The following is a 24069-nucleotide window of genomic DNA, read 5'->3' as shown; positions in this document are numbered from 1 at the left end:
CGTGTCAGGTTTCGTTGCTGTCGAGGGCAATGTCGATGAGGCTCGCCACGTCCATCGTGTCGATCAGGTCCAACTCATCGTCGCTGCCTGGGATCTGGCTGTCCGCACCGGAACCGGCGAGCCGGAGCAGGGTGTCCAGCAGGCCCGCCTCACGGAAGCGGGCGAACGGGGTGGCGGCGAGCGCCTCCCGCAGCTGCGCCTCCTCCGGGTCCACGGCCGTCTCCCGGGCGCCGTCCGGGAAGAGGCCGTCCCGCACGTGCTCGGCCAGGGCGGCGGGCGTGGGGTAGTCGAAGACCACGCTCGCCGGCAGCCGCAGACCGGCGGCCCGGGTGAGCCGGTTGCGCAGCTCGACCGCGGTCAGCGAGTCGAAGCCGAGCGCCCGGAAGGCGCGGCCGGGTTCCACGGACTGGGCGTCCGGGTAGCCGAGCACCTCGGCGACCTCGCCGCGTACCAGGTCCAGCAGGGCACGGTCGCGGTCGGCGGCCGAGAGGCCCGCCAACCGGGCCGCCGGCCCGCCCGTGCCGTCGGCACCGCCCCCGGCCGGACCGGCCGGGTCGGTGGCCGCGGGCTGCTCGGCGGCCAGGACCGCCCGGACCTCGGCGAGTTCACCGATCAGCGGGCGCGGGCGGGCGGCGGTGAAGGAGGGCGTGAAGCGCGCCCAGTCGACGTCCGCGACGACACCGGTGGGCTCGTCGGCGGCCAGGGCGCGCCGAAGGCCGAGCAGTGCGGTGTCCGGTGCCATCACCGGCAGGCCCAGGCGGTGCAGGTGCTCCTCGGCGTCCGCGCCGGCGGCCATGCCGGCCTCGGCCCAGGGCCCCCAGGCCACCGAGGTGCCGGCCAGGCCGCGGGCCCGGCGGGCCTCCACCAGGGCGTCGAGGTAGGCGTTGGCCGCGGCGTAGCCGCCCTGACCGCCGCTGCCCCAGACCCCGGCGATGGAGGAGAACGTGACGAAGGCGTCGAGTTCGCGGTCGCCGAGCAGGGCGTCCAGGTGGGCGGCGCCGGCCGCCTTGGCGGCGACCACGACGGCCAGCGTCGCCGGTCCGCTCTCGGCGAGCGGGGCGTCGGTGACCACGCCGGCGGCGTGCACGACGGCGGTCAGCGGCAGGTCGGCGGGGACGGTGTCCAGCAGCCGCGCGAGCGCATCGCGGTCGGCGGCGTCGCAGGCGGCGACAGTCACCCGGGCTCCGAGGGCGCCGAGTTCGGCGGCCAGTTCGGCGGCGCCGGGGGCGTCGGGCCCGCGGCGGCCGGTGAGCAGCAGGTGCTCGGCGCCCTCGCCGGCGAGCAGCCGGGCCACCCGGGAGCCGAGGGCGCCCGTTCCGCCGGTGACGAGCACGGTGCCGCGCGGGCGCCAGGACGCGGCCGTGGCCTCGGCCGGTGCCGCGGCACGCTCCAGCCGGCGGACGTGCAGGCCGGTGGCCCGTACGGCGAGCTGGTCCTCGCCGTCGGCGCCGCCGAGGGCGGCGGCGAGCAGCGGGCCGGTGTGCGCGTCGAGGTGCTCGGGCAGGTCGACGAGGCCGCCCCAGCGGTCGGGGTGTTCCAGGGACGCCACCCGGCCGAGTCCCCAGACCTGGGCCTGCTCCGGGGCGGTGGGCCGCTCGGCGGGACCGGTGGCGACGGCGCCCGCGGTGGCGCACCAGAGCGGGGCGTCGAGTCCGGCGTCGCCGTGGGCCTGCAGGAGCAGCAGGGTGGCGGCGAGTCCCGCGGGCAGCACCGGGTGGGCGGGGTGCGGGGCCGGGTCGAGGGCGAGCAGGGAGAGCACGCCGGCCAGCGGGCCGGCCTCGGCCGCGTCGCGCAGCCGTGCGGCGAGGGCGGCGCGGTCGTCGTCGCCCGAGGTCCAGGTGATCACCCGGACGTCGGCGCCTTCGCGGGTGAGCGCGGCGGTCACCTCGGCGGTGCGGTCGGCCGCCTCGGCGCCGGCCGACCCGGCCGTGGCGGGGGCGACCAGCAGCCAGCCGCCGGTGACCGGGGCGGACTGCGCGGGTGCCGGGCGCCAGACGACCCGGTAGCGCCAGCCGTCCACGGTGGACTGCTCGCGGCTGCGCCGGCGCCAGGCGGCGATGGCGGGGAGGGCCGAACCGAGCGGCTGGCCGGCGTCGAGTCGCAGTTCCCCGGTGAGCGCGGCCAGGTCCTCGCGTTCCACGACCTCCCAGAAGCGGGCGTCCACCGCGTCCGGCGCACCGGCCGGGCCGGGGATCGTCTCGACGGCGGGCGTGGGCCAGTAGCGGGTGCGCTGGAAGGCGTAGGTCGGCAGGTCGATCCGGCGGGCGCCGGCGCCGGCGAAGTGGGCCGGCCAGTCGACGGCCGCGCCGCGTGCCTGGACGGTGGCGAGGGCGGTGGTCAGGGTCTGCGCCTCCGGGCGTCCGTGGCGCAGTGCCGGGACGAAGACGGCGGACTCGGCGGCGCAGTCCTGGCCCATTCCCGACAGCACCCCGTCGGGGCCGAGCTCCAGGTACGTGGTGACGCCCTGCGCCTCCAGGGCCTGCACGGCGTCGGCGAAGCGGACGGCCTCGCGGACGTGCCGCACCCAGTACCCGGGGTCGGTCAGTTCCTCGGACACCGGGGCTCCGGTGAGGGTGGAGACGATCGGGATCCGGGGCGCGTCGAACGTCAACTGCTCGGCCACCGCGCGGAACTCCTCCAGCATGCTGTCCATCAGCGGGGAGTGGAAGGCGTGGCTGACGGTGAGCCGCTTCGTCCTGCGGCCGTCGGCGGTCAGCTTCTCCGCGATCTCCAGGACGTCGGCCTCGGCGCCCGAGATCACCACGGAGGTGGGCCCGTTGACGGCGGCGATGCCGACGCCTTCGGTGAGCAGCGGCAGCACGTCGGCCTCGGCGGCCTGCACGGCCACCATGGCGCCGCCGCGCGGCAGCGCCTGCATCAGCCGTCCGCGAGCGGCGACCAGCGTCGCGGCGTCGGCGAGCGAGAGCACCCCGGCGACGTGCGCGGCGGCCAGCTCACCGATCGAGTGGCCGGCGAGGGCGTCGGGGCGCAGGCCCCAGGACTCCAGCAGGCGGAACAGCGCGACCTCGACCGCGAACAGCGCGGGCTGGGTGTATCCGGTCTCGTCGATCAGGTCCCGGTCGGCGATCGCCTCGCGCAGCGGACGGTCCAGGTGGCCGTCCAGCTCCGCGCAGACCGCGTCGAGAGCCTCGGCGAACACCGGGTACGTCTCGTACAACTCAGCTCCCATGCCCCGCCGCTGACTGCCCTGGCCGGTGAAGAGGAAGGCGAGTTTGCCGCCTGTGGCCGAGCCCCGGACCACAGTCGCATCGGGGGCATCCGCGGCCAACCCCTGTAGACCCCGCATCAACCCCTGCTCGTCGGCGGCCACCACGACCGCCCGGTGCTCCATCGCCGAGCGGCCGGTGGCCAGCGAGTACGCGAGGTCGCGAGGTTCGGCGCCGAGCGCGACCGCCCGGAGCAGCCGCTCGGCCTGGGCCCGCAGGCCGTCCTCGGTACGGGCCGAGAGCGGCACCGGCCAGACCGGCCGGGTGGCCGGGTCCTCGGTCGGCGCCTGCGCCGGCTCCTGCTCCTGGTCCGCGGCGTGCTCCAGGGCCTGTTCCAGGACGACGTGTGCGTTGGTACCGCTCATGCCGAAGGAGGAGACGCCGGCCCGGCGCGGGTGACCAGTCTCCGGCCAGTCCGTGTTCTGAGTCAGCAGCTCGACGGCGCCGGCCGACCAGTCGACCTCGGTGGACGGTGCGTCGATGTGCAGGCTGCGGGGCAGCACACCGTGCCGCATGGCGAGCACCATCTTGATGACGCCCGCCACACCGGCGGCGGCCTGGGTGTGGCCGATGTTGGACTTGATCGAGCCCAGCCGGAGCGGGCGGTCCTGCCGCCGGTCCCGGCCGTACGTGGCGAGCAGTGCCTGGGCCTCGATCGGGTCACCCAGCGTGGTGCCGGTGCCGTGCGCCTCGACGGCGTCCACCTGGTCCGCCGTCAGGCGGGCGGCGTCCAGCGCCTGGCGGATCACCCGCTGCTGCGACGGGCCGTTGGGGGCGGTCAGGCCGTTGGAGGCACCGTCCTGGTTGACGGCGGTGCCACGCACGACCGCCAGCACCTGGTGGCCGTTGCGCTCGGCGTCGGAGAGCCGCTCGACGAGCAGCAGGCCGACGCCCTCGCCCCAGGCGGTGCCGTCCGCGCCGGCGGCGAACGCCTTGCAGCGGCTGTCGGCGGCGAGTCCGCCCTGTCGGCTGAACTCGACGAACGCCCCCGGCGTGGACATCACGGTGACACCGCCGGCCAGCGCGAGCGAGCACTCGCCGCCCCGCAGCGCCTGGACGGCCATGTGCAGGGCCACCAGCGAGGAGGAGCAGGCGGTGTCGACGGTGACCGCCGGGCCCTCGAGACCGAAGGTGTACGACAGCCGTCCCGAGACGACGCTCGCCGCCGTGCCGGTGGCGAGGTGGCTCTCCAGATCGTCGGAGGAGTTGGCGGCGAGCATCAGGTAGTCCTGGCCGTTGGTGCCGACGAAGACGCCGGTCCGGCTTCCGCGCAGCGTCGTCGGGTCGATGCCGGCCCGTTCGAACGCCTCCCAGGAGGTCTCCAGCAGCAGCCGCTGCTGGGGGTCCATGGCGAGCGCCTCGCGCGGCGAGATCCCGAAGAACGTCGGGTCGAACTCGCCCGCCGCGTGGAGGAATCCGCCCTCGTGGGACCGGGAGTGGCCGGGTCCGTCTCCGCGCAGGGCGGCGAGGTCCCAGCCGCGGTCGGCGGGGAAGCCGGCGATGGCGTCGCCGCCGTCGAGCAGCAGCCGCCACAGGTCCTCCGGGGTGTCCACCCCGCCGGGGAAGCGGCAGCTCATGGCCACGATGGCGATCGGCTCGTCGGTGGCGGCGGTGCCGGGGGCGGCCGCCCGAGAGAGCGGGTGCTCCGTGTCGTGCGGACCGCCGAAGAACTCGGTGCCGAGGTGGCCGGCCAGCGTGGTGACGGTCGGGTAGTCGAAGACCAGGGTGGAGGGCAGGCTCAGCGCGGTGACGGCGTTGAGGCGATTACGCAGTTCCACCGCCGTCAGCGAGTCGAAGCCCAGCTCGCGGAAGGCGCGGCCCTCGTCCACCGCGTGGGGCTCCGCATAGCCGAGCACGCCGGCCACCTCGGTGCGCACCAGGTCGACCAGCAGGCCGGACCGTTCCTCGGCGGTCAGCCCGGCGAGGCGCTGGGCCAGTGGCCCGGGCCGGCCGAGCTGGTCGGCGGTCGGTCCGGACTCGTCCGTGCCGGCCAGGGCACGCCTGGCCTCGGGGATCTCGGTGAACAGCGGGATCGGCTCCGTCACGCCGTCGAGCAGCCGGTCCCAGGCGATGTCGGCGACGGCGATCGCCGTGTCGCCGTTCTCCAGGGCGTGCTGGAGCGCGGTCATGGCGAGCCCGGGTGCCATGGCGGGCATGCCGCCGCGCCGCAGACGCTCGGCCAACCGATCACCGACGGCCATCCCACCCTCGGCCCACGGACCCCACGCGATCGACGTGGCCGGCAGACCGTCCGCACGACGCTGCTCCGCAAGCGCGTCCAGATAGGCATTGGCCGCCGCGTAGTTACCCTGGCCGGCACTACCCGTCGTCCCCGAGATCGACGAGAACAGCACGAACGCCGAAAGCTCATGACCAGCCGTCAGTTCATGCAGGTTCCGCGCCGCATCCACCTTCGGACGGGCCACCACCGCCAGCCGGTCGGCCGTCAGACCCTCCACCACACCGTCGTCCAGCACACCCGCCGTATGGAACACCGCCGACAGCTCATGGCCACCGAGCAGCTCGGCGAGCGCCTCCCGGTCGGCAACGTCGCACGCGGCAACCGTCACGGTCACGCCCAGGGCGGCGAGCTCGTCCCGCAGCTCCGCCGCACCCGGCGCGTCCGGGCCACGACGGCTGGTCAGCACCAGATGCTCAGCACCACCACGGGCCAGCCAGCGCGACACCTCCGCACCCAACGCACCCGTCCCACCCGTCACCAGCACCGTCCCCGACGGCAACCACGCACCGGCCTCACCCCGCGCGGCCCGCACCAGACGACGCGCGAACACACCCGACGCCCGCACCGCCACCTGATCCTCACCACCCAGCAGCACATCCACCAGCCGAGCGAAGACGCGCTCGTCCGCAACCACCGGCAGATCGACCAGACCACCCCAACGCCCCGGATGCTCCAACGCCACCACCCGGCCCAGACCCCACACCTGCGCCTGCGCCGGATCCGCCAGCCGCTCCCCCACACCCACCGACACCGCACCACGCGTCACACACCACAGCGGAGCCGCGAACCCCACATCCCCCAGAGCCTGCACCAACGCCAGCACCGCGCCCGGGACAGCCACCGACGACACCACACCGGCCACCACCGCACCATCGGCCACCGCCGCCCGCAACTCCCCCGCCAGCACCCCACGATCGGCCGAAGCACCCTCGAACACCCGCACCTCGGCACCACGACCCACCAGCGCCTCGACCACGCCCTCGGCCCCCGACGCCACCAACCACACACCCGACAGCGAACCCACCACCGCACCCGCAACCGGCTTCCACACCACCCGGTAACGCCACCCGTCCACCGTCGACCGCTCACGGCTCCGGCGCCGCCACGCCGAAAGCATCGGGAGCGCGTCACCGAGGCGGTCGCCGTCCTCCACCCCGAGGGTCGCGGCCAGCGCCGCCAGGTCCTCGCTCTCCACGGCCTCCCAGAAGCGGGCTTCGACCGGGTCGGCCGGCAGTCCGGTCGGGGCCGGGCCGCCCGACTCCAGCCAGTAGTGCCCGCGCCGGAAGCCGTACGTCGGCAGGTCGACGCGGCGGGCGCCGCGGCCCGCGTAGAACGCCGTCCAGTCGACGGCGAGCCCGCGCAGGTGAGCGCGGGCCACCCCGGTGGTGAGCGCCTCGGTCTCGGGGCGCCCCACGCGCAGCAGCGGGAGGAACGCCGCGTCGGACGTGCACTCCTGGCCCAGCGCCGAGAGCACGCCGTCCGGGCCGAGCTCGACGAAGGTGCGTACGCCCTGGGCCGCCAGGCTCTGCACGGCGTCGGCGAAGCGGACGGCCTCGCGGACGTGCCGCACCCAGTACTCGGGGTCGGTCAGCTCCTCGGCCGTGGCGAGCGCGCCGGTGAGGGTGGAGACGATCGGAACGGTCGGCGCGTGGAAGGTCAGCTGCGCAGCGACCGCGCGGAACTCCGCCAGCATGCCGTCCATCAGCGGCGAGTGGAACGCGTGGCTGACCGGCAGGCGCTTGGCCTTGCGGCCCTGGGCGTCCCAGTCGGCGGCCAGCTCCAGCACCGCCTGCTCATCGCCAGAAACCACCACGGACGAGGGGCCGTTGACGGCGGCGATGGCCAACTCGTCGCCGCGGCCGACGAGCAGTGGCAGCACCTCGCCCTCGGCGGCCTGGATCGCGACCATCGCCCCGCCGCGCGGCAGGGCCTGCATCAGCCGGCCACGGGCCGCGACCAGCTTCGCCGCGTCCGCGAGGGACAGCACCCCGGCGACGTGCGCGGCGGCCAGCTCACCGATCGAGTGCCCGGCCAGGAAGTCCGGCCGCAAGCCCCACGATTCGAGCAGGCGGAACAGCGCCACCTCCAGCGCGAACAGCGCCGGCTGGGTGAAGCCCGTCTCGTTCACCAGCTCCGCGTCCGCGATCGCCTCGCGCAGCGGGCGCTCCAGGTACCGGTCCAGCTCCGCGCAGACCTCGTCGAACGCCGCCCGGTAGGCCGGGTAGGCGGCGTACAACTCCTCGCCCATGGCGGCCCGCTGGCTGCCCTGACCGGTGAACAGGAAGGCGGACGGACCGTCGGCGACGGCATCCTGCAGCACCTGCCCGCCCTCGGCGAGGGCCTGGAGGTCACGCTGGAAGTCCTCGGTGTCGGCGGCCACCAGGGCGGCGCGGTGCGGCAGCGCGGCCCTGGTGGTGGCGAGCGAGAAGCCGAGGTCGAGCGGGTCGACGGCGGGGGTGGCGGCCAGGTGGGCCAGCAGCCGGGCCGCCTGCACGGGCAGGGCCTCGGCCGTGCGGGCGGACAGGAGCCACGGCACCACCGCGCTGCGGACGACCGGGAGGTCCTCGGCGGTGTCGCCGGCGACGGCCGTGTCCGGCTCGGCCGGTGCGCCGTCGGCCGGCGGGGCGGGCTCCGGGGCCTGCTCCAGGATGGTGTGCGCGTTGGTGCCGCTGATGCCGAAGGAGGAGGTTGCGGCGCGGCGCGGCTGCCCGGTCCGCGGCCAGGGGCGGGGCTCGGTCAGGAGTTCCACCGCCCCCGCCGTCCAGTCGACGTGCGGCGACGGCTCGTCCACGTGCAGGGTCTGCGGCAGCACGCCGTGCCGCATCGCCATCACCATCTTGATGATGCCCGCGACACCGGCCGCGGCCTGGGTGTGGCCGATGTTCGACTTCAACGAGCCGAGCCAGAGCGGCTGTTCGGCCGGGCGGTCCTGCCCGTAGGTGGCGAGCAGGGCCTGCGCCTCGATCGGGTCGCCGAGGGTGGTGCCGGTGCCGTGCGCCTCCACCACGTCCACGTCTCCGGCGGAGAGCCTGGCGTCGGCCAGTGCCTGGCGGATCACCCGCTGCTGCGCAGGGCCGTTGGGGGCCGTCAGGCCGTTCGAGGCGCCGTCCTGGTTGACGGCGCTGCCGCGTACTACCGCGAGTACCGGGTGCCCGTTGCGCCGCGCGTCCGACAGCCGCTCGACCAGCAGCATGGCCACGCCCTCGGACCAGCCGGTGCCGTCCGCCGCGCCCGCGAAGGACTTGCAGCGGCCGTCGGCTGCCAGGCCGCGCTGGCGGCTGAACTCGACGAACACGTCCGGGGTCGCCAGCACGGTCACGCCGCCGACCAGGGCCTGCGAGCAGTCGCCGTCGCGCAGCGCCTGGCAGGCCCAGTGCAGTGCGACCAGCGAGGAGGAGCAGGCGGTGTCGAGGGTGGCGGCCGGGCCTTCCAGGCCCAGCGTGTAGGCGATCCGGCCGGAGAGCAGGCTGGTCGCGTTGCCGGTCAGCAACCGTCCCTCGACGCCCTCGGGCACCTCGCGCAGTTCCGAGCCGTAGCCCTGGTAGCCACCGCCGACGTACACGCCGGTCCGGCTGCCGCGCAGACCCGACGGGTCGATGCCGGCCCGCTCGAAGACCTCCCACGAGGCCTCCAGCAGCAGCCGCTGCTGCGGATCCATGGCCAGCGCCTCGCGCGGCGAGATGCCGAAGAACTCGGGGTCGAACTCGGCGGCCTCGTGCAGGAATCCGCCGCCACTGGCGTAGAAGGTGCCCTGGTGGTCCGGGTCCGGGTGGTACAGGCCCGCCACGTCCCAGCCGCGGTCGGCGGGGAACGACGAGATGGCGTCACCGCCGGTGGAGACCAGCTGCCACAGGTCCTCGGGCGAGCGGACACCGCCCGGAAGGCGGCAGCTCATCGCGACGATCGCGATCGGCTCGTGCTCCGCCTCCTCGACCTCGCGCAGCCGGCGGTTGGCCCGGCGCAGCTCGGCGGTCATCCACTTGAGGTGGTCGAGGAGCTTCTTTTCGTCTGCCATCAGCGGGCCGCCTTCGGAGGTGCCGGGTGGATCGCGCTCGTCGCGCACGGGTTCGGGTACGGGTTCTGGTACGGGTTCGGGGTGGTCGACCGGGGGGTCGGGGCCGACGCCCCGCCCAGGGGGGAGGTCGACGGGAGGGCCGGGGTGGCCCGGCACCGTGGCGGTGCCGGGGCCCGGGCGGGGGCCGGTGGGGCCGGCCGGGGTGCGGCCGGGCGGGCCGCCGGGCCCGGGGTGGTGCCGGGGCGGGCGCGGCCCGCCCCGGCCGGAACGGGGCTCACGGTCAGGACCTGCCGAATTCCTTGTTGATGAGGTCGAGGAGGTCGTCGGCCGAGACGTCGTCCAGCTCGTCCTCGTCCGCGTCCTCCGTCGTGTCGTCGGCGGCGTTCCACTTGGCCAGCAGGGCCTGGAGGCGGGCCGTGACGCGGGCCCGGTCGGTGTGGTCCGGCGCGAGGGCCGACAACGTCCGGTCCAGCGCTTCGAGTTCGGCGAGGGCCGGGGCCGCGCCGGAGTCCTCGTCACCGACGATCTCGGCCCGGAGGTACTCGGCGAGCGCGGTCGGGTTCGGATAGTCGAACACCAGGCTGGCCGGCAGGCGCAGGCCGACGACGGCACCGAGCCGGTTGCGCAGCTCGACCGCGGTCAGCGAGTCGAAGCCCAGCTCGTTGAACGCCCGGGTGGCCTCGACCGCCGCGGCCGCGGCGTAGCCGAGGACGGCGGCCACCTCCCCCCGCACCAGGTCCAGCAGGGCCCGGTCCCGTTCGGCGGCGGGCAGGGCCCGCAGCCGCTCCTGGAACGCCGCCGACTGCTCCTCGCCACCCCCCGCCGGGCCCGCCGCCGCGCCTTCCAGCGCCTCGCGGGCCTCGGGCAGCTCGCCGATGAGCGGGCGCGGCCGGGCGGCGGCGAAGGCGGGCGCGAACAGCGCCCAGTCCACGTCCGCCACGGTCAGCGTCGTCTCCCGGTGGTCCAGCGCCTGCTGGAGTGCCGCGATACCGAGCTCCGGTGCGATCACCCGCAGGCCGCGCCGGCTCAGCTGCTCGGCGGTGACACCGTCGGCCGCCATGCCGATCCCGCCCCACGGGCCCCACGCCACCGAGGTGGCCGCGAGTCCGGCCGCCCGGCGCCGGGTGGCCAGGGCGTCGAGGAAGGCGTTGGCCGCCGCGTAGCCGGACTGCCCCCCGCTGCCCCACACCCCGGAGATCGAGGAGAACAGGACGAACGCGTCCAGCTCGGTGTCGCCGAGTGCCGCGTCCAGGTGGACCGCACCGCTCACCTTGGCGTCCACGACCGCCGCCAGTTCGGCGAGGTCGCTGTCCGTCAGAAGGGTGTCCTGGGTGACACCGGCGGCGTGCACCACCGCGCGCAGCGGCAGCCCGTCGGCGGCGAAGCGCAGCCGCTTGACCAGCGCCTCCACCGCCTCCCGGTCGGCCACGTCGCAGGCCTCCAGGGTCACCCGGACGCCCGCCGCGAGCAGTTCGTCACGCAGGGCGGCCGCCCCGGGGGCCTCGGCGCCCCGTCGGCCGGTGAGCACCAGGTGCTCGGCGCCGTTGCGGGCCAGCCAGCGGGCCACCTCCGCGCCCAGCGCCCCCGTGCCGCCGGTGATCAGCACCGTGCCGCGCGGCCGCCAGGGCGCCGCCGGCGCACCGGCCCGGTCGGCCCGCACCAGGCGGCTGGCCAGCACCCCGGAACGGCGGACGGCCAGCTGGTCCTCGCCGTCCACCACGGACAGCACGCCGGCCAGGTGGGCGGCCGCCCGGTCGTCCAGCGTCTCCGGCAGGTCGACCAGACCGCCCCAGCGGTCCGGGTGCTCCAGCGCCACCACCCGGCCCAGACCCCAGACCTGCGCCTGGGACGGGCTGAGCGGGCCCTGCGCACTCCCCGTCGCCACCGCACCGCGCGTCGCGCACCACAGCGGCGCACCGATCCCGGCGTCGCCCAGGGCCTGGACGAGCACCGAGGTCGCGGCGAGCCCGGCGGAGAGCGCCGGGTGGAGCAGGTGCTGCTCCTCGTCCAGCGCCAGCAGCGAGAGGACGCCGGCTATCGCTGAACCCTCCGACTCCGCGCGCGCGGCGCGCAGTTCACCGGCGAGCGCGGCGCGCTCGCAGGCGCCCGCGTCGACGGCGATCCGCCGCAGACGGGCACCGCCGTCGGCCACGGCCCGCTCGACGGCGTCGATCCACTGCCGGGCGGCCTGCGGGAGCACAGCGGCCGCCGGAACGGCCAGCAGCCAGTCGCCGGCCGGCACACCGGTGGGCGCGACGGACAGCGGCCGCCAGGCCACCCGGTAGCGCCAGCCGTCCACCGCGTGCTGCTCGCGCTGCTGGCGGCGCCAGGCGGAGAGCACCGGAAGGACGGGCGCCAGGGCGTTCAGCGGGGACTGCGCGTCCGAGGCGTCCACCTCCAGGGTGGCCGCCAGGGCCGTCAGGTCCTCGCTCTCGACGGCCTCCCAGAACCGGGCGTCCACCGGGTCGGCGTGACCGTGCACGACGGTCGCGGCGGCCATGGGGGCCTCCGGCCAGTAGCGCTGACGCTGGAAGGCATAGGTCGGCAGGTCAACGCGGCGGGCGCCGGTTCCGGCGAACACCGCCTGCCAGTCGACGGCGAGGCCGCGGACGTGGGCCTGGGTGAGCGCGGTGGTGAGCGTGCGGGCCTCGGGCCGGCCGGCCCGCAGGACCGGCACGAACACCGCCTCGGCCGTCACACCGTCCTGGGCCATCGCGGACAGGACGCCGTCCGGGCCGAGTTCGACGAACGTACGGACGCCGTCGGCCTCCAGAGACGCGATCGCGTCGGCGAAGCGGACGGCCTCACGGACGTGCCGAACCCAGTACTCGGGATCCGCGAGCTCGGTGGATGCGAGCGCACCGGTGAGCGTGGACACGATCGGGATCCGGGGAGCCTCGAAGGTCAACCGGGCTGCCACGGAACGGAATTCATCCAGCATGCCGTCCATCAACGGCGAGTGGAACGCGTGGCTGACGGTGAGCCGCTTGGTCTTGCGGCCCTCGGCCCCCAACTGCTCGGCAATGGAGAGGACTTCCTGCTCGGCGCCCGAGATCACCACGGAGGTGGGCCCGTTGACGGCCGCGATGCCGACGCCCTCGGTGAGCAGCGGAAGCACCTCGGCCTCGGTCGCCTGCACCGCCACCATCGCGCCGCCGCGCGGCAGCGCCTGCATCAGGCGACCGCGCGCCGCGACCAGCTGCGCCGCGTCCGCCAGGGACAGCACCCCGGCGACGTGGGCGGCGGCCAGCTCGCCGATCGAGTGGCCGGCCAGGAAGTCCGGCCGCAGGCCCCACGATTCGACGAGGCGGAACAGCGACACCTCCAGCGCGAACAGCGCCGGCTGGGTGAAGCCCGTCTCGTTCACCGACTCCGCATCCGCCATCGCCTCGCGCAGCGGACGTTCCAGGTACTGGTCCAGGTGCGCGCAGACCGCGTCGAACGCGTCCGCGAACACCGGGTACGAGGCGTAGAGTTCCTCGCCCATCCCGACCCGCTGACTGCCCTGCCCGGTGAACAGGAACGCCGTACGGCCTTCCGTCATCACGCCGGAGCCGGTCAGACCCGCCAGCCCGGCCAGCAGTTCCTCACGGTCCGCCGCAGCGAACCCGGCCCGGTGCTCGAACGCCGCCCGGCCGGTCGCCAGCGAGAAGCCCAGGTCCAGCAGACCGGGTGCCCCCTCGCTCACCACCAGAGCCGTCAGCTCAGCGGCCTGTGCCCGCAGGGCGTCCGCGTTCTTCGCCGACAGCACCACCGGTATCACCGGCGGTGCAGCCTCGTCGGGGGCCGGTACCTGGTCGGAGGCCGGGGCCTGCTCCAGGATCGTGTGGGCGTTGGTGCCGCTGATCCCGAAGGCGGAGATACCCGCCCGGCGCGGACGGCCGGTCTGCGGCCAGTCGACGTTGTCGGTCAGCAGCGAGACGCTCCCCGCCGCCCACTCGACATGCGGGGTCGGCGCGTCGACGTGCAGGGTCTTCGGCAGCACGCCGTGCTGCATCGCCAGAACCATCTTCATCACACCGGCGACACCGGCCGCGGCCTGGGTGTGGCCGATGTTCGACTTCACCGAACCGAGCCACAGCGGCTGTTCGTCGCTGTGCGCCTGGCCGTAGGTCGCGAGCAGGGCCTGCGCCTCGATCGGGTCACCCAGTCGGGTGCCGGTGCCGTGCGCCTCGACCGCGTCCACCTGGTCGGCCGTCAGACCGGCCGCGGCGAGCGCCTGGCGGATCACCCGCTGCTGGGAGGGGCCGTTGGGCGCCGTCAGGCCGTTCGAGGCGCCGTCCTGGTTGATCGCCGAGCCACGCACGACCGCGAGCACCGGGTGCCCGTTGCGCTGGGCGTCCGACAGCCGCTCCACGAGCAGCATGCCCGCGCCCTCGCCCCAGCCCGTACCGTCCGCCGCACCGGCGAACGCCTTGCACCGGCCGTCCGCGGACAGACCGCGCTGCCGGCTGAACTCCACGAACAGATCCGGCGTCGACATCACCGTCACACCACCGGCGAGCGCGAGGTCGCACTCACCGTTGCGCAGTGCCTGGACGGCCATGTGCAGCGCGACCAGCGACGCCGAGCACGCCGTGTCCACCGACACCGCCGGGCCCTCAAGACCGAAGGTGTAGGACAGTCGGCCGGAGATCACACTCGTCGCCGTGCCCGTCAGCCGGTGACCCTCGACACCCTCCAAGCCGTCCACCAGCAGGTTGACGTAGTCCTGGCCGTTGGTGCCGACGAAGACACCTGCCTGTGTGCCACGCACCGAGGTCGGGTCGATACCCGCGCGCTCGAACGCCTCCCAGGAGGTCTCCAGCAGCAGCCGCTGCTGCGGGTCCATCGACAGTGCCTCACGCGGCGAGATCCCGAAGAACATCGGATCGAACTGCGTGGCCTGGTCCAGGAATCCGCCCTCACGGGCGTACGTGGTGCCCTGGTGACTCGGGTCCGGGTGGTACAGCGACTCGACGTCCCAACCACGGTCCGTCGGGAAGTCCCCGATCGCGTCACCACCGGACAGCAGCAGCTCCCACAGCTCCTCGGGAGTGTTGGCACCACCCGGGAAACGGCAGCTCATCGCCACGATCGCGATCGGCTCGTCGTCCGACAGCGACGAGGGCAGGACCGCGGTGGGCGTCAGGGCCGCCGGGCGGGCACCCAGCAGCTCCGCGCCCAGGTGGTCCGCCAGCGCGGCGGCCGACGGGTAGTCGAAGACCAGCGTCGCCGAGAGCCGGAGCCCCGTGGCCGCGTTCAGGCGGTTCCGCAGGTCGACGGCGGTCAGCGAATCGAAGCCCAGCTCCTTGAACGCCCGACCCGCCTCGACCGCCTCCGACCCGGCATAGCCGAGCACGGCGGCCACCTGAGCACGCACCAGATCCAGGAGGGTCCGGCCCCGCTCGGCCTCCGACAGCGTGGCCAGTCGCTGTGCCAGCGAGGAGCCGGCAGCCGTCGTGTCCGAGGACGCCGCAGCAGCGGCCTCCATGACACGGTGGGCCTCGGGAATCTCGTCGAACAGCCGGCTGGCCCGCACTGCGGCGGTCTCACCGGCGACCCGCTCCCAGTCCACCGCCGCAATCGTGAGGGTGGTGTCGCCCTGGTCGAGCGCGTGCTGCATCGCCGTGATCGCCAGCGCATGCGCCATGCCAACGACTCCGTCGCGGCGCAGGCGGTCGGCCACGACATCCTCGGTGGCCAGGCCCGCCTCCGCCCACGCACCCCAGGCGATCGACGTCGCCGGCAGACCGTCCGCGCGACGCTGCTCGGCAAGCGCGTCCAAGTACGCGTTGGCGGCGGCGTAGTTACCCTGACCGGCGCTGCCGACCGAACCCGCCATCGAGGAGAACAGCACGAACGCCGACAGATCATGGCCAGCCGTCAACTCGTGCAGGTTCCGCGCCGCATCCACCTTCGGACGAGCCACCGTCGCGAACCGCTCGGCCGTCAGACCGTCCACCACACCGTCGTCCAACACACCCGCCGTGTGGAACACCGCCGACAGCTCGTGCTCCGCCAGCAGCCCGGCCAACGCCTCACGATCCGCCACGTCGCACGCAGCGACCGTCACGGTCACATCCAGGGCGGCGAGCTCATCCCGCAGCTCCGCCGCGCCCGGCGCGTCCAGACCACGACGGCTCGTCAGCACCAGACGCTCCGCACCACCCCGGGCCAGCCAGCGCGACACCTCCGCACCCAACGCCCCCGTCCCACCCGTCACCAGCACCGTGCCGGACGGCGACCACACACCGCCCTCACCACGCACAGCCCGCACCAGACGACGACCGAACACACCGGAGGCACGAACCGCCACCTGGTCCTCGCCACCACCGGCGAGGACGCCCACCAGCCGGGAGAAGACCCGACTGTCGAGCACCTCGGGAAGATCGATCAACCCACCCCAGCGCTCGGGATGCTCCAGAGCGACCACCCGGCCCAGACCCCAGACCTGTGCCTGCACCGGATCGGCCACCCGCTCCGAACGACCGGTCGCCACCGCACCACGCGTCACACACCACAGCGGAGCACCGATCCCGGCATCACCGAGCGCCTGCACCAACACCAACGTCGCCACCGGCCCACCAGCCACCGCGAGCAGCGACACCACACCGGCGACGGACGTGCCGTCGGAGACGGCGTCGCGCAGCTGCTCCGCGAGGCCGGCGCGCTCGACGACGGCGCAGTCGACCTCGACCCGCCGCAGACCGATCCGACGGCCTGCGAACAGCTCTTCCAGGCCCGCCGCGGTGGCGTCGTCGCCGGGGCCTGCCGGAACGGCCAGCAGCCAGGTACCGGACGGCGTGCCGGCACCGGTGTCGGTCACCGGCTTCCAACTGATCCGGTAGCGCCAGCCGTCCACCGTGGACAGCTCGCGGCTCTGACGACGCCAGGCCGCCAGCATCGGCAGGACGGCACCCAGTTCACTGCCGCCCTCGACCTCCAGGGTCGCCGCCAGGGCCGTCAGGTCCTCGCGCTCCACCGCCTCCCAGAACCGGGCGTCCACAGCCTCGACCGCAGCCACGCCCTGCGCAGGCGCGCTCGGCTCCAACCAGTACCACTCGCGCTGGAAGGCGTAGGTCGGCAGCTCCACCGTCCGCGCGCCTCGATCGGCCAGCAGCCCCTGCCAGTCCACCCCCAGCCCGCGCACCCACGCCTCCGCGAACGACGCGAACAACCGCTCCGCACCACCCTCGTGGCGCCGCAACGTCCCGAACGCCGCCACCTCCCGGCCGGCCACCTCGGCGGCGTCCTGCACCGCCATCGCCAGCACCGGATGGGCACTGACCTCCACGAACGTGCCGAAGCCGTCCGCGAGGAGGGTGTCCACCGCCTCGGCGAAACGGACCGTCGTGCGGAGATTGGTGTACCAGTACTCGGCGTCCATGCCGGAGCCGTCGGTGAGTTCACCGGTGACCGTCGAGAACACGGGCACCGAACCCGCCCGCGGGCGTACCTCGGCGAGGACCTCCAGCAGTTCGGTACGGATCGACTCCACCTGCGCGGAGTGCGAGGCGTAGTCCACCGGAATCCGGCGGGCACGAACCCCATCCGCCTCACAGGACGCCAACAACTCGTCCAGCGCGACCGGTTCACCGGAGACGACCACCGACGACGGGCCGTTCACGGCCGCCACCGAGATCCGCTCCTCACCCCAGACCGAGAGACGCTCACGCACCCCCTCCACCGGCAACGCGACCGACACCATGCCACCCAGACCCGCCAACCCACCGGCGATGGCGCGGCTGCGCAGCGCCACCACCCGGGCACCGTCCTCGACGGACAGCGCTCCCGCCACCACAGCGGCAGCGATCTCCCCCTGCGAGTGACCGACCACCGTGCCCGGCTCGGCACCGGCCGCCCGCCACACCTCCGCCAGCGACACCATCACCGCCCACAGCACCGGCTGCACCACATCGACCCGGTCCATCCAGGCGTCACCACCATCACCACGGACCACGTCCAGCAGCGACCACCCGTCCACGAACGGCGCCAACGCCGCCCCACACTCAGCCATCCGAGCCGCGAACACCGGCGACGACTCCAACAGCTCCACCGCCATCGCCGCCCACTGCGAACCCTGACCCGGAAAGACGAACGCCACCTTCCCCGCAGAACCCGCCACACCCTGCACCACACCCGCGCCCGGCAGATCACCCGCCAGCGCCTCCAACCCCGCCACCGCAGCGGCACGGTCACCCGCCACCACCACCGCCCGGTGCTCGAAACCGGCCCGCGACACCACCAACGAATGGCCGACGTCCGCCAGGGACACCTCCGGCCGATCCGCGAGGAAGGTCAGCAGCCGCTCCGCCTGGCCGCGCAGGCCGGCGGCGCTCGGAGCCGAGAGCAGCATCGGGACGGCGGAGTCCGGGGTCTCGGGAAGCTCAGTCGGAGCAAGGGCCGGGACATACTCCAGGATGGTGTGGGCGTTGGTGCCGCTGATCCCGAAGGAGGACACCGCCGCCCGGCGCGGACGGCCCGTCTCCGGCCACGCCCGACGCTCCGTCAACAGCTCCACCGCACCCGACGACCAGTCCACCTTCGCCGACGGCTCGTTCACGTGCAGCGTCTGCGGCAGCACACCGTGCCGCATCGCCATCACCATCTTGATGATGCCGCCCACACCCGCAGCCGCCTGCGTGTGACCGATGTTCGACTTCAGCGAACCCAGCCACAGCGGCTGCTCCGCGGACCGCTCACGGCCATAGGTGTTCAGCAGCGCCTGCGCCTCGATCGGATCACCCAGCGTCGTACCCGTCCCGTGCGCCTCCACCGCATCCACCTGATCCGACGCCAGACCGGCATTCGCCAACGCCTGACGGATCACCCGCTGCTGCGACGGACCGTTCGGCGCCGTCAGACCGTTCGACGCACCGTCCTGGTTGATCGCCGAACCCCGCACCACCGCGAGCACCGGGTGCCCGTTGCGGCGGGCGTCGGAGAGCCGCTCGACCAGGACCATGCCGACGCCCTCGCCCCAGCCGGTGCCGTCGGCGTCCGCCGAGAACGCCCGGCAGCGACCGTCCACGGACAGGGCCCGCTGGCGGCTGAAGTCGACGAACACCTCGGGGGTGGACATGATCGCCACACCGCCGGCGAGCGCCATGGTGCACTCACCGCTGCGCAGCGCCTGGATCGCCCAGTGCAGGGCGACCAGGGAGGAGGAGCAGGCGGTGTCGACGGTGACGGCGGGGCCTTCGAGGCCGAAGGTGTAGGCGACGCGGCCGGAGGCGATGCTGCCGGAGTTTCCGGTGCCGAGGTAGCCCTCGACTCCGTCGGGAAGCTCGCCGACTCCCGTGGCGTAGTCGTGGTACATCACGCCGGCGAAGACGCCGGTCTTGCTCCCGCGCAGCGTCGCCGGGTCGATGCCCGCCCGCTCGAACGCCTCCCAGGAGGTCTCCAGCAGCAGCCGCTGCTGCGGGTCCATCGCGATCGCCTCACGCGGCGAGATCCCGAAGAACGCCGGATCGAACAGCCCCGCGTCGTGCAGGAAGCCGCCCTCGCGGGCGTACGAGGTGCCCTGGTGGTCCGGGTCGGGGTGATACAGGTTCTCCAGATCCCAGCCGCGGCCCGACGGGAAGCCGGACACCGCGTCCCGTCCTTCCGACACCAGCCGCCACAGGTCCTCCGGCGAGCCGATGCCGCCCGGGAAGCGGCAGGCCATCCCGACGATCGCGATCGGCTCGTCGGTGGCGCTCGCGATCCGGACCGCGACGGCGGCCTCCGGTGCCTCGCCGACCAGTTCCGTGAGCAGGAAGGCGGCGAGGGAGCCCGGCGTCGGGTAGTCGAAGACGAGCGTCGCGGGCAGGCGCAGGCCCGTCGCGCCGTTGAGCTCGTTGCGCAGCTCGACGGCCGTGAGCGAGTCGAAGCCCAGCTCCTTGAACGCCCGGCCCGCGTCCACCGCGTCCGCGTCGGCGTAGCCGAGAACGGAGGCGACGCGGGCGCGGACCAGGTCCAGTACGGTCTGCTCGCGGTCGGCAGCCGACAGCTCGACAAGGCGCCGGGCCAGGGTCGAGCCCGCCACATGGCCGGGAACGCCGTTCTGGACGGCACGGCGGACCGGGGTTCGCACCAGGCTGCGCAGCAGCGGAGGCAGGGTGCCGGCCGTCGCCTCGGCGCGCAGAGCGGCCAGGTCCAGCTGGATCGGGACCACCAGCGCGTCGCCGGTCGTCACGGCGGCGTCGAAGAGCGCGAGGCCCTCGTCGGCGCGCAGGCCCTGGACCCCGCCGCGGGTCATGCGGTGGACGTCGACGTCGGCGAGGCCGCCGACCATGCCACCGTCCGCCCAGGCGCCCCAGGCGAGGGAGGTGGCGGGCATGCCGGCGGCGCGGCGCCGGGTGGCCAAGGCGTCCAGGAAGACGTTGGCCGCCGCATAGTTGCCCTGGCCGAGGCCACCGAAGGTACCGGCGGCGGAGGAGAAGAGGACGAAGGCGGTGAGGTCGTGGCCGGCCGTCAGCTCGTCCAGGTGGAAGGCCGCGTCGACCTTGGGACGCAGCACGGTGTCGAGGCGGTCGGGGGTGAGCGAGGCGACGATGCCGTCGTCCAGGACACCGGCCGTGTGGACGACGCCGGACAGCTCGTGCTCGGCCAGGAGGACCGCCAGGGCCTCGCGGTCGGCCACGTCGCAGGCGGCGACCGTCACCGACGCGCCGCTCTCGGAAAGCTCCGCGACCAGCCCGGCCGCACCCGGCGCATCCGCACCACGACGCGAGACCAGCAGCAGACTGCGCACCCCGTGCTCCGCCACCAGATGACGGGCCACCAGACCACCCAGCAGACCCGAGGCACCCGTCACCAGAACCGTGCCGGAAGAACCGAACACCGGTGGGCTGTCCGGAAGGGTCACCACGCGGCTCAGGCGCGGCACCTGCACGGCACCGCCACGGATCAACAGCTCGGGCTCGCCCGACGCAAGGGCGCCCGCGATCAGGCCGGAAGCCGAAGGCGTGGGGCTGTCCACGTCCAGGAGGACGAGACGCCCGGGGTTCTCGGACTGCGCCGAACGCACCAGACCCCACACGGGGGCGTGCACCAGATCCTCGACCTCGGCACCGACGGCACGGCGGGTCACCAGGACGAGTCGCGAGTCCGCGAACCGCTCGTCCGCCAGCCACTCCTGCACCGTACCCAGCACCCCGTGCAGCGCGGCACGCACAGCCGACGGAAGGTCAGCCGCATCTCCCGGCTCCAGCGCCAGGAACACCGCGTCCGGGACGGCCACGCCGCCCTCGACCGCCACACCCAGCGCCGCCAGATCCGCGTACGCCTCCGCGCCGAACCCGCCACCACCCAGCACCGCCCAACGGCCCACCGAGACAGCCGAGAACGGCAGGGCAGTCCACTCCACCCGGTAGAGCGACTCGGCCGAACCGCCGCTCGCCGCCCGGACCTGCTCCGCCGACACCTCGCGCATCGCCAGCGAGGCCACGGTCGCCACCGGGCGCCCGGATTCGTCCGCGAGCACCAGCGACACCGTGTCCCGGCCGGCCGGGGACATCCGCACGCGCAGCGCCGAGGCTCCGGCCGCGTGCAGCGTCACCTCGTTCCACGAGAACGGGAGCCGGCCGCCGCCGCTCGCATCCAGCAGGTCCCCGATCCCGACCGCGTGCAGCGCGGCGTCGAGCAGTGCCGGGTGCAGGCCGAACAGCGCGGCGTCGCTTCCGGTGCTCTCCGGCAGGCGAACCTCGGCATAGACGTCGTCCCCGAGGCGCCAGGCGGCGCGCAGCCCCTGGAAGACGGGTCCGTAGCCGAACCCGGCGTCCAGGAAGTCGTTGTAGAGGTCATCCACCTCGACCGCGGTGGCGCCCTGCGGCGGCCACTCGGCGAGGTCGAACGACGGGAGTGCGGCACCGTGGTTCGGCGCCAGCACGCCGGTGGCGTGCCGGGTCCAGACCTCGCCGTCCGCCGAGTCCTCCAGACGGGAGTGCAGGCTCACCGCGCGGCGTCCCGCCTCGTCGGCCTCCTCGACCGCGAGCTGGACGTGCACGCCGCCCTGCTCGGGCAGCACCAGCGGTGCGGCGAGCGTGAGCTCCTCCAGCAGCCCGCAGCCGACCTGGTCACCGGCCCGGATCGCCAGCTCCACGAACGCCGTACCCGGCAGCAGGATCGAGCCCATCACGGCGTGGTCCGCCAGCCACGGGTGCGACTGCACCGACAGCCTGCCGGTGAAGAGGAAGCCGTCCACCGCGGGCAGCGACACCGCAGCCCCCAGCAGCGGGTGCCCGGCCGCCACCAGACCGACGGACGTCACGTCACCGGTGGTCCGGCTCACCCACTCCGGCCAGTAGCGCTGACGCTGGAAGGCGTAGGTCGGCAGGTCGACACGGCGAGCGCCCGTGCCCGCGAACACGGCCTGCCAGTCGACGTCGAGGCCGCGGACGTGAGCCTGGACGAGGGCGGTGGTCAGCGTGCGGGCCTCGGGGCGGCCGGCCCGCAGGACCGGGACGAACACCGCCTCGGCCGTCACGCTGTCCTGGGCCATCGCGGACAGGACCCCGTCGGGGCCGAGCTCGACGAACGTACGGACGCCGTCGGCCTCCAGCACCGTCACCGCGTCGGCGAAGCGGACGGCCTCACGGACGTGCCGAACCCAGTACTCGGGATCCGTCAGCTCATCGGCAGACGCGAACCCGCCCGTGAGGGTGGAGACGATCGGGAGCCGGGGAGCCTCGAACGTCAACTGCGCAGTCACCGCACGGAATTCGTCCAGCATGCCGTCCATCAGCGGCGAGTGGAACGCGTGGCTGACGGCCAGCCGCTTGGTCTTGCGACCCTCGGCCCCCAACCGCTCGGCAACGGCCAGGACAGCGTCCTCGACGCCAGAAATCACCACCGCCGTCGGCCCGTTGACGGCGGCGATACCGACGCCCTCGGTCAGCAGCGGAAGCACCTCCGCCTCGGTCGCCTGCACGGCCACCATCGCCCCGCCACGCGGCAGCGCCTGCATCAACCGACCACGAGCCGCCACCAGCTCGGCGGCATCGGCCAGCGAGAGCACACCCGCGACATGCGCGGCGGCCAGCTCACCGATCGAATGACCCGCCAGCACATCCGGGGCCAGACCCCACGACTCCAGCAGCCGGAACAGCGCCACCTCCAACGCGAACAACGCCGGCTGCGTGAACCCGGTCTCGTTCACCGACTCCGCATCCGCGACCGCCTCGCGCAGCGGACGCTCCAGATGCTGGTCCAGGTGCGCGCAGACCGCATCGAACGCGTCCGCGAACACCGGATACGAGGCGTACAACTCCTCGCCCATCCCGACCCGCTGACTGCCCTGCCCGGTGAACAGGAACGCCGTACGCCCCTCCACCACCCCGGCACCCGACAGCGACACCAGACCCGCCAACAGCTCCGCACGATCCGCCGCAGCGAACCCGGCCCGGTGCTCGAACGCCGCCCGGCCGGTCGCCAACGAGAAGCCCAGGTCCAGCAGACCGGGTGCCCCCTCGCTCTCCACCAGAGCCGCCAGCTCCGCGGCCTGCGCCCGCAGGGCCTCGTCGGTCTTCGCCGACAGCACCACCGGTATCACCGGCGGAGCAGCCTCCTCGGAGACCGGCAGCACCTCGACCACCGGGGCCTGCTCCAGGATCGTGTGGGCGTTCGTGCCGCTGACACCGAACGCCGAGACACCCACGCGACGCAGCTCACCGGTCTCCGGCCAGGGCAGGTTCTCCGTGAGCAGTTCGACCGCGCCCTGCGACCACTCGACATGCGGGGTCGGCGCGTCCACGTGCAGGGTCTTCGGCAGAACGCCGTGCTGCATCGCCAGGACCATCTTCATCACACCGGCGACACCGGCCGCGGCCTGGGTGTGGCCGATGTTCGACTTCACCGAGCCGAGCAGCAGGGCCCGGCCGTCCCGGCGCTCCTGGCCGTAGGTGGCGAGGAGGGCCTGGGCCTCGATCGGGTCGCCCAGACGGGTGCCCGTGCCGTGCGCCTCGACGGCGTCCACCTGGTCGGCCGTCAGACCGGCCGCGGCGAGCGCCTGGCGGATCACCCGCTGCTGCGACGGGCCGTTCGGCGCCGTCAGGCCGTTGCTGGCGCCGTCCTGGTTGACGGCGCTGCCGCGCACCACCGCCAGCACCGGGTGCCCGTTGCGCCGCGCGTCCGACAACCGCTCCACGAGCAGCATGCCCGCGCCCTCGCCCCAGCCCGTACCGTCCGCCGCACCGGCGAACGCCTTGCAGCGACCGTCCACCGACAGTCCGCGCTGGCGGCTGAACTCCACGAACAGGTCAGGCGTCGACATCACCGTCACACCACCGGCGAGCGCGAGGTCGCACTCACCGTTCCGCAGCGCCTGCACCGCCAGGTGCAGGGCGACCAGCGACGCCGAGCACGCCGTGTCCACCGACACCGCCGGGCCCTCAAGACCGAAGGTGTAGGACAGCCGGCCGGAGATGACGCTCGTCGCCGTGCCCGTCAGCCGGTGCCCCTCGGCACCTTCCTGCCCTTCGGTCAGGAGCGAGATGTAGTCCTGGCCGTTGGTGCCGATGAACACACCGGCCTGGCTGCCACGCAGGGTCGCCGGGTCGACGCCGGCGCGCTCGAAGGCCTCCCAGGAGGTCTCCAGCAGCAGGCGCTGCTGCGGGTCCATG

Annotated in this window: 2 protein-coding genes (1 of these 2 running past the window's edge); both read right to left on the bottom strand. The window is 74.1% G+C overall.

The window, feature by feature from the left end; genetic code table 11:
* Nucleotides 1-4: 4 nt before the first annotated feature.
* A complete protein-coding gene (locus OG871_RS33365; RefSeq protein ID WP_371503491.1) occupies nucleotides 5-9487 on the bottom strand; it encodes a type I polyketide synthase in 9483 nt (3160 codons plus the stop codon).
* 277 nt (nucleotides 9488-9764) lie between these two features.
* Nucleotides 9765-24069: the end of a type I polyketide synthase gene (locus OG871_RS33360; RefSeq protein ID WP_371501920.1), read on the bottom strand. 20219 nt of this gene lie beyond the right edge of the window; 14305 of the gene's 34524 nt are visible here — the last part of the coding sequence; its start codon lies off the right edge, out of view; the stop codon is at nucleotides 9765-9767.

It is taken from the genome of Kitasatospora sp. NBC_00374 (genome assembly GCF_041434935.1).
GTDB lineage: Bacteria > Actinomycetota > Actinomycetes > Streptomycetales > Streptomycetaceae > Kitasatospora.
This window is presented reverse-complemented; position numbering and strand designations above follow the sequence as displayed.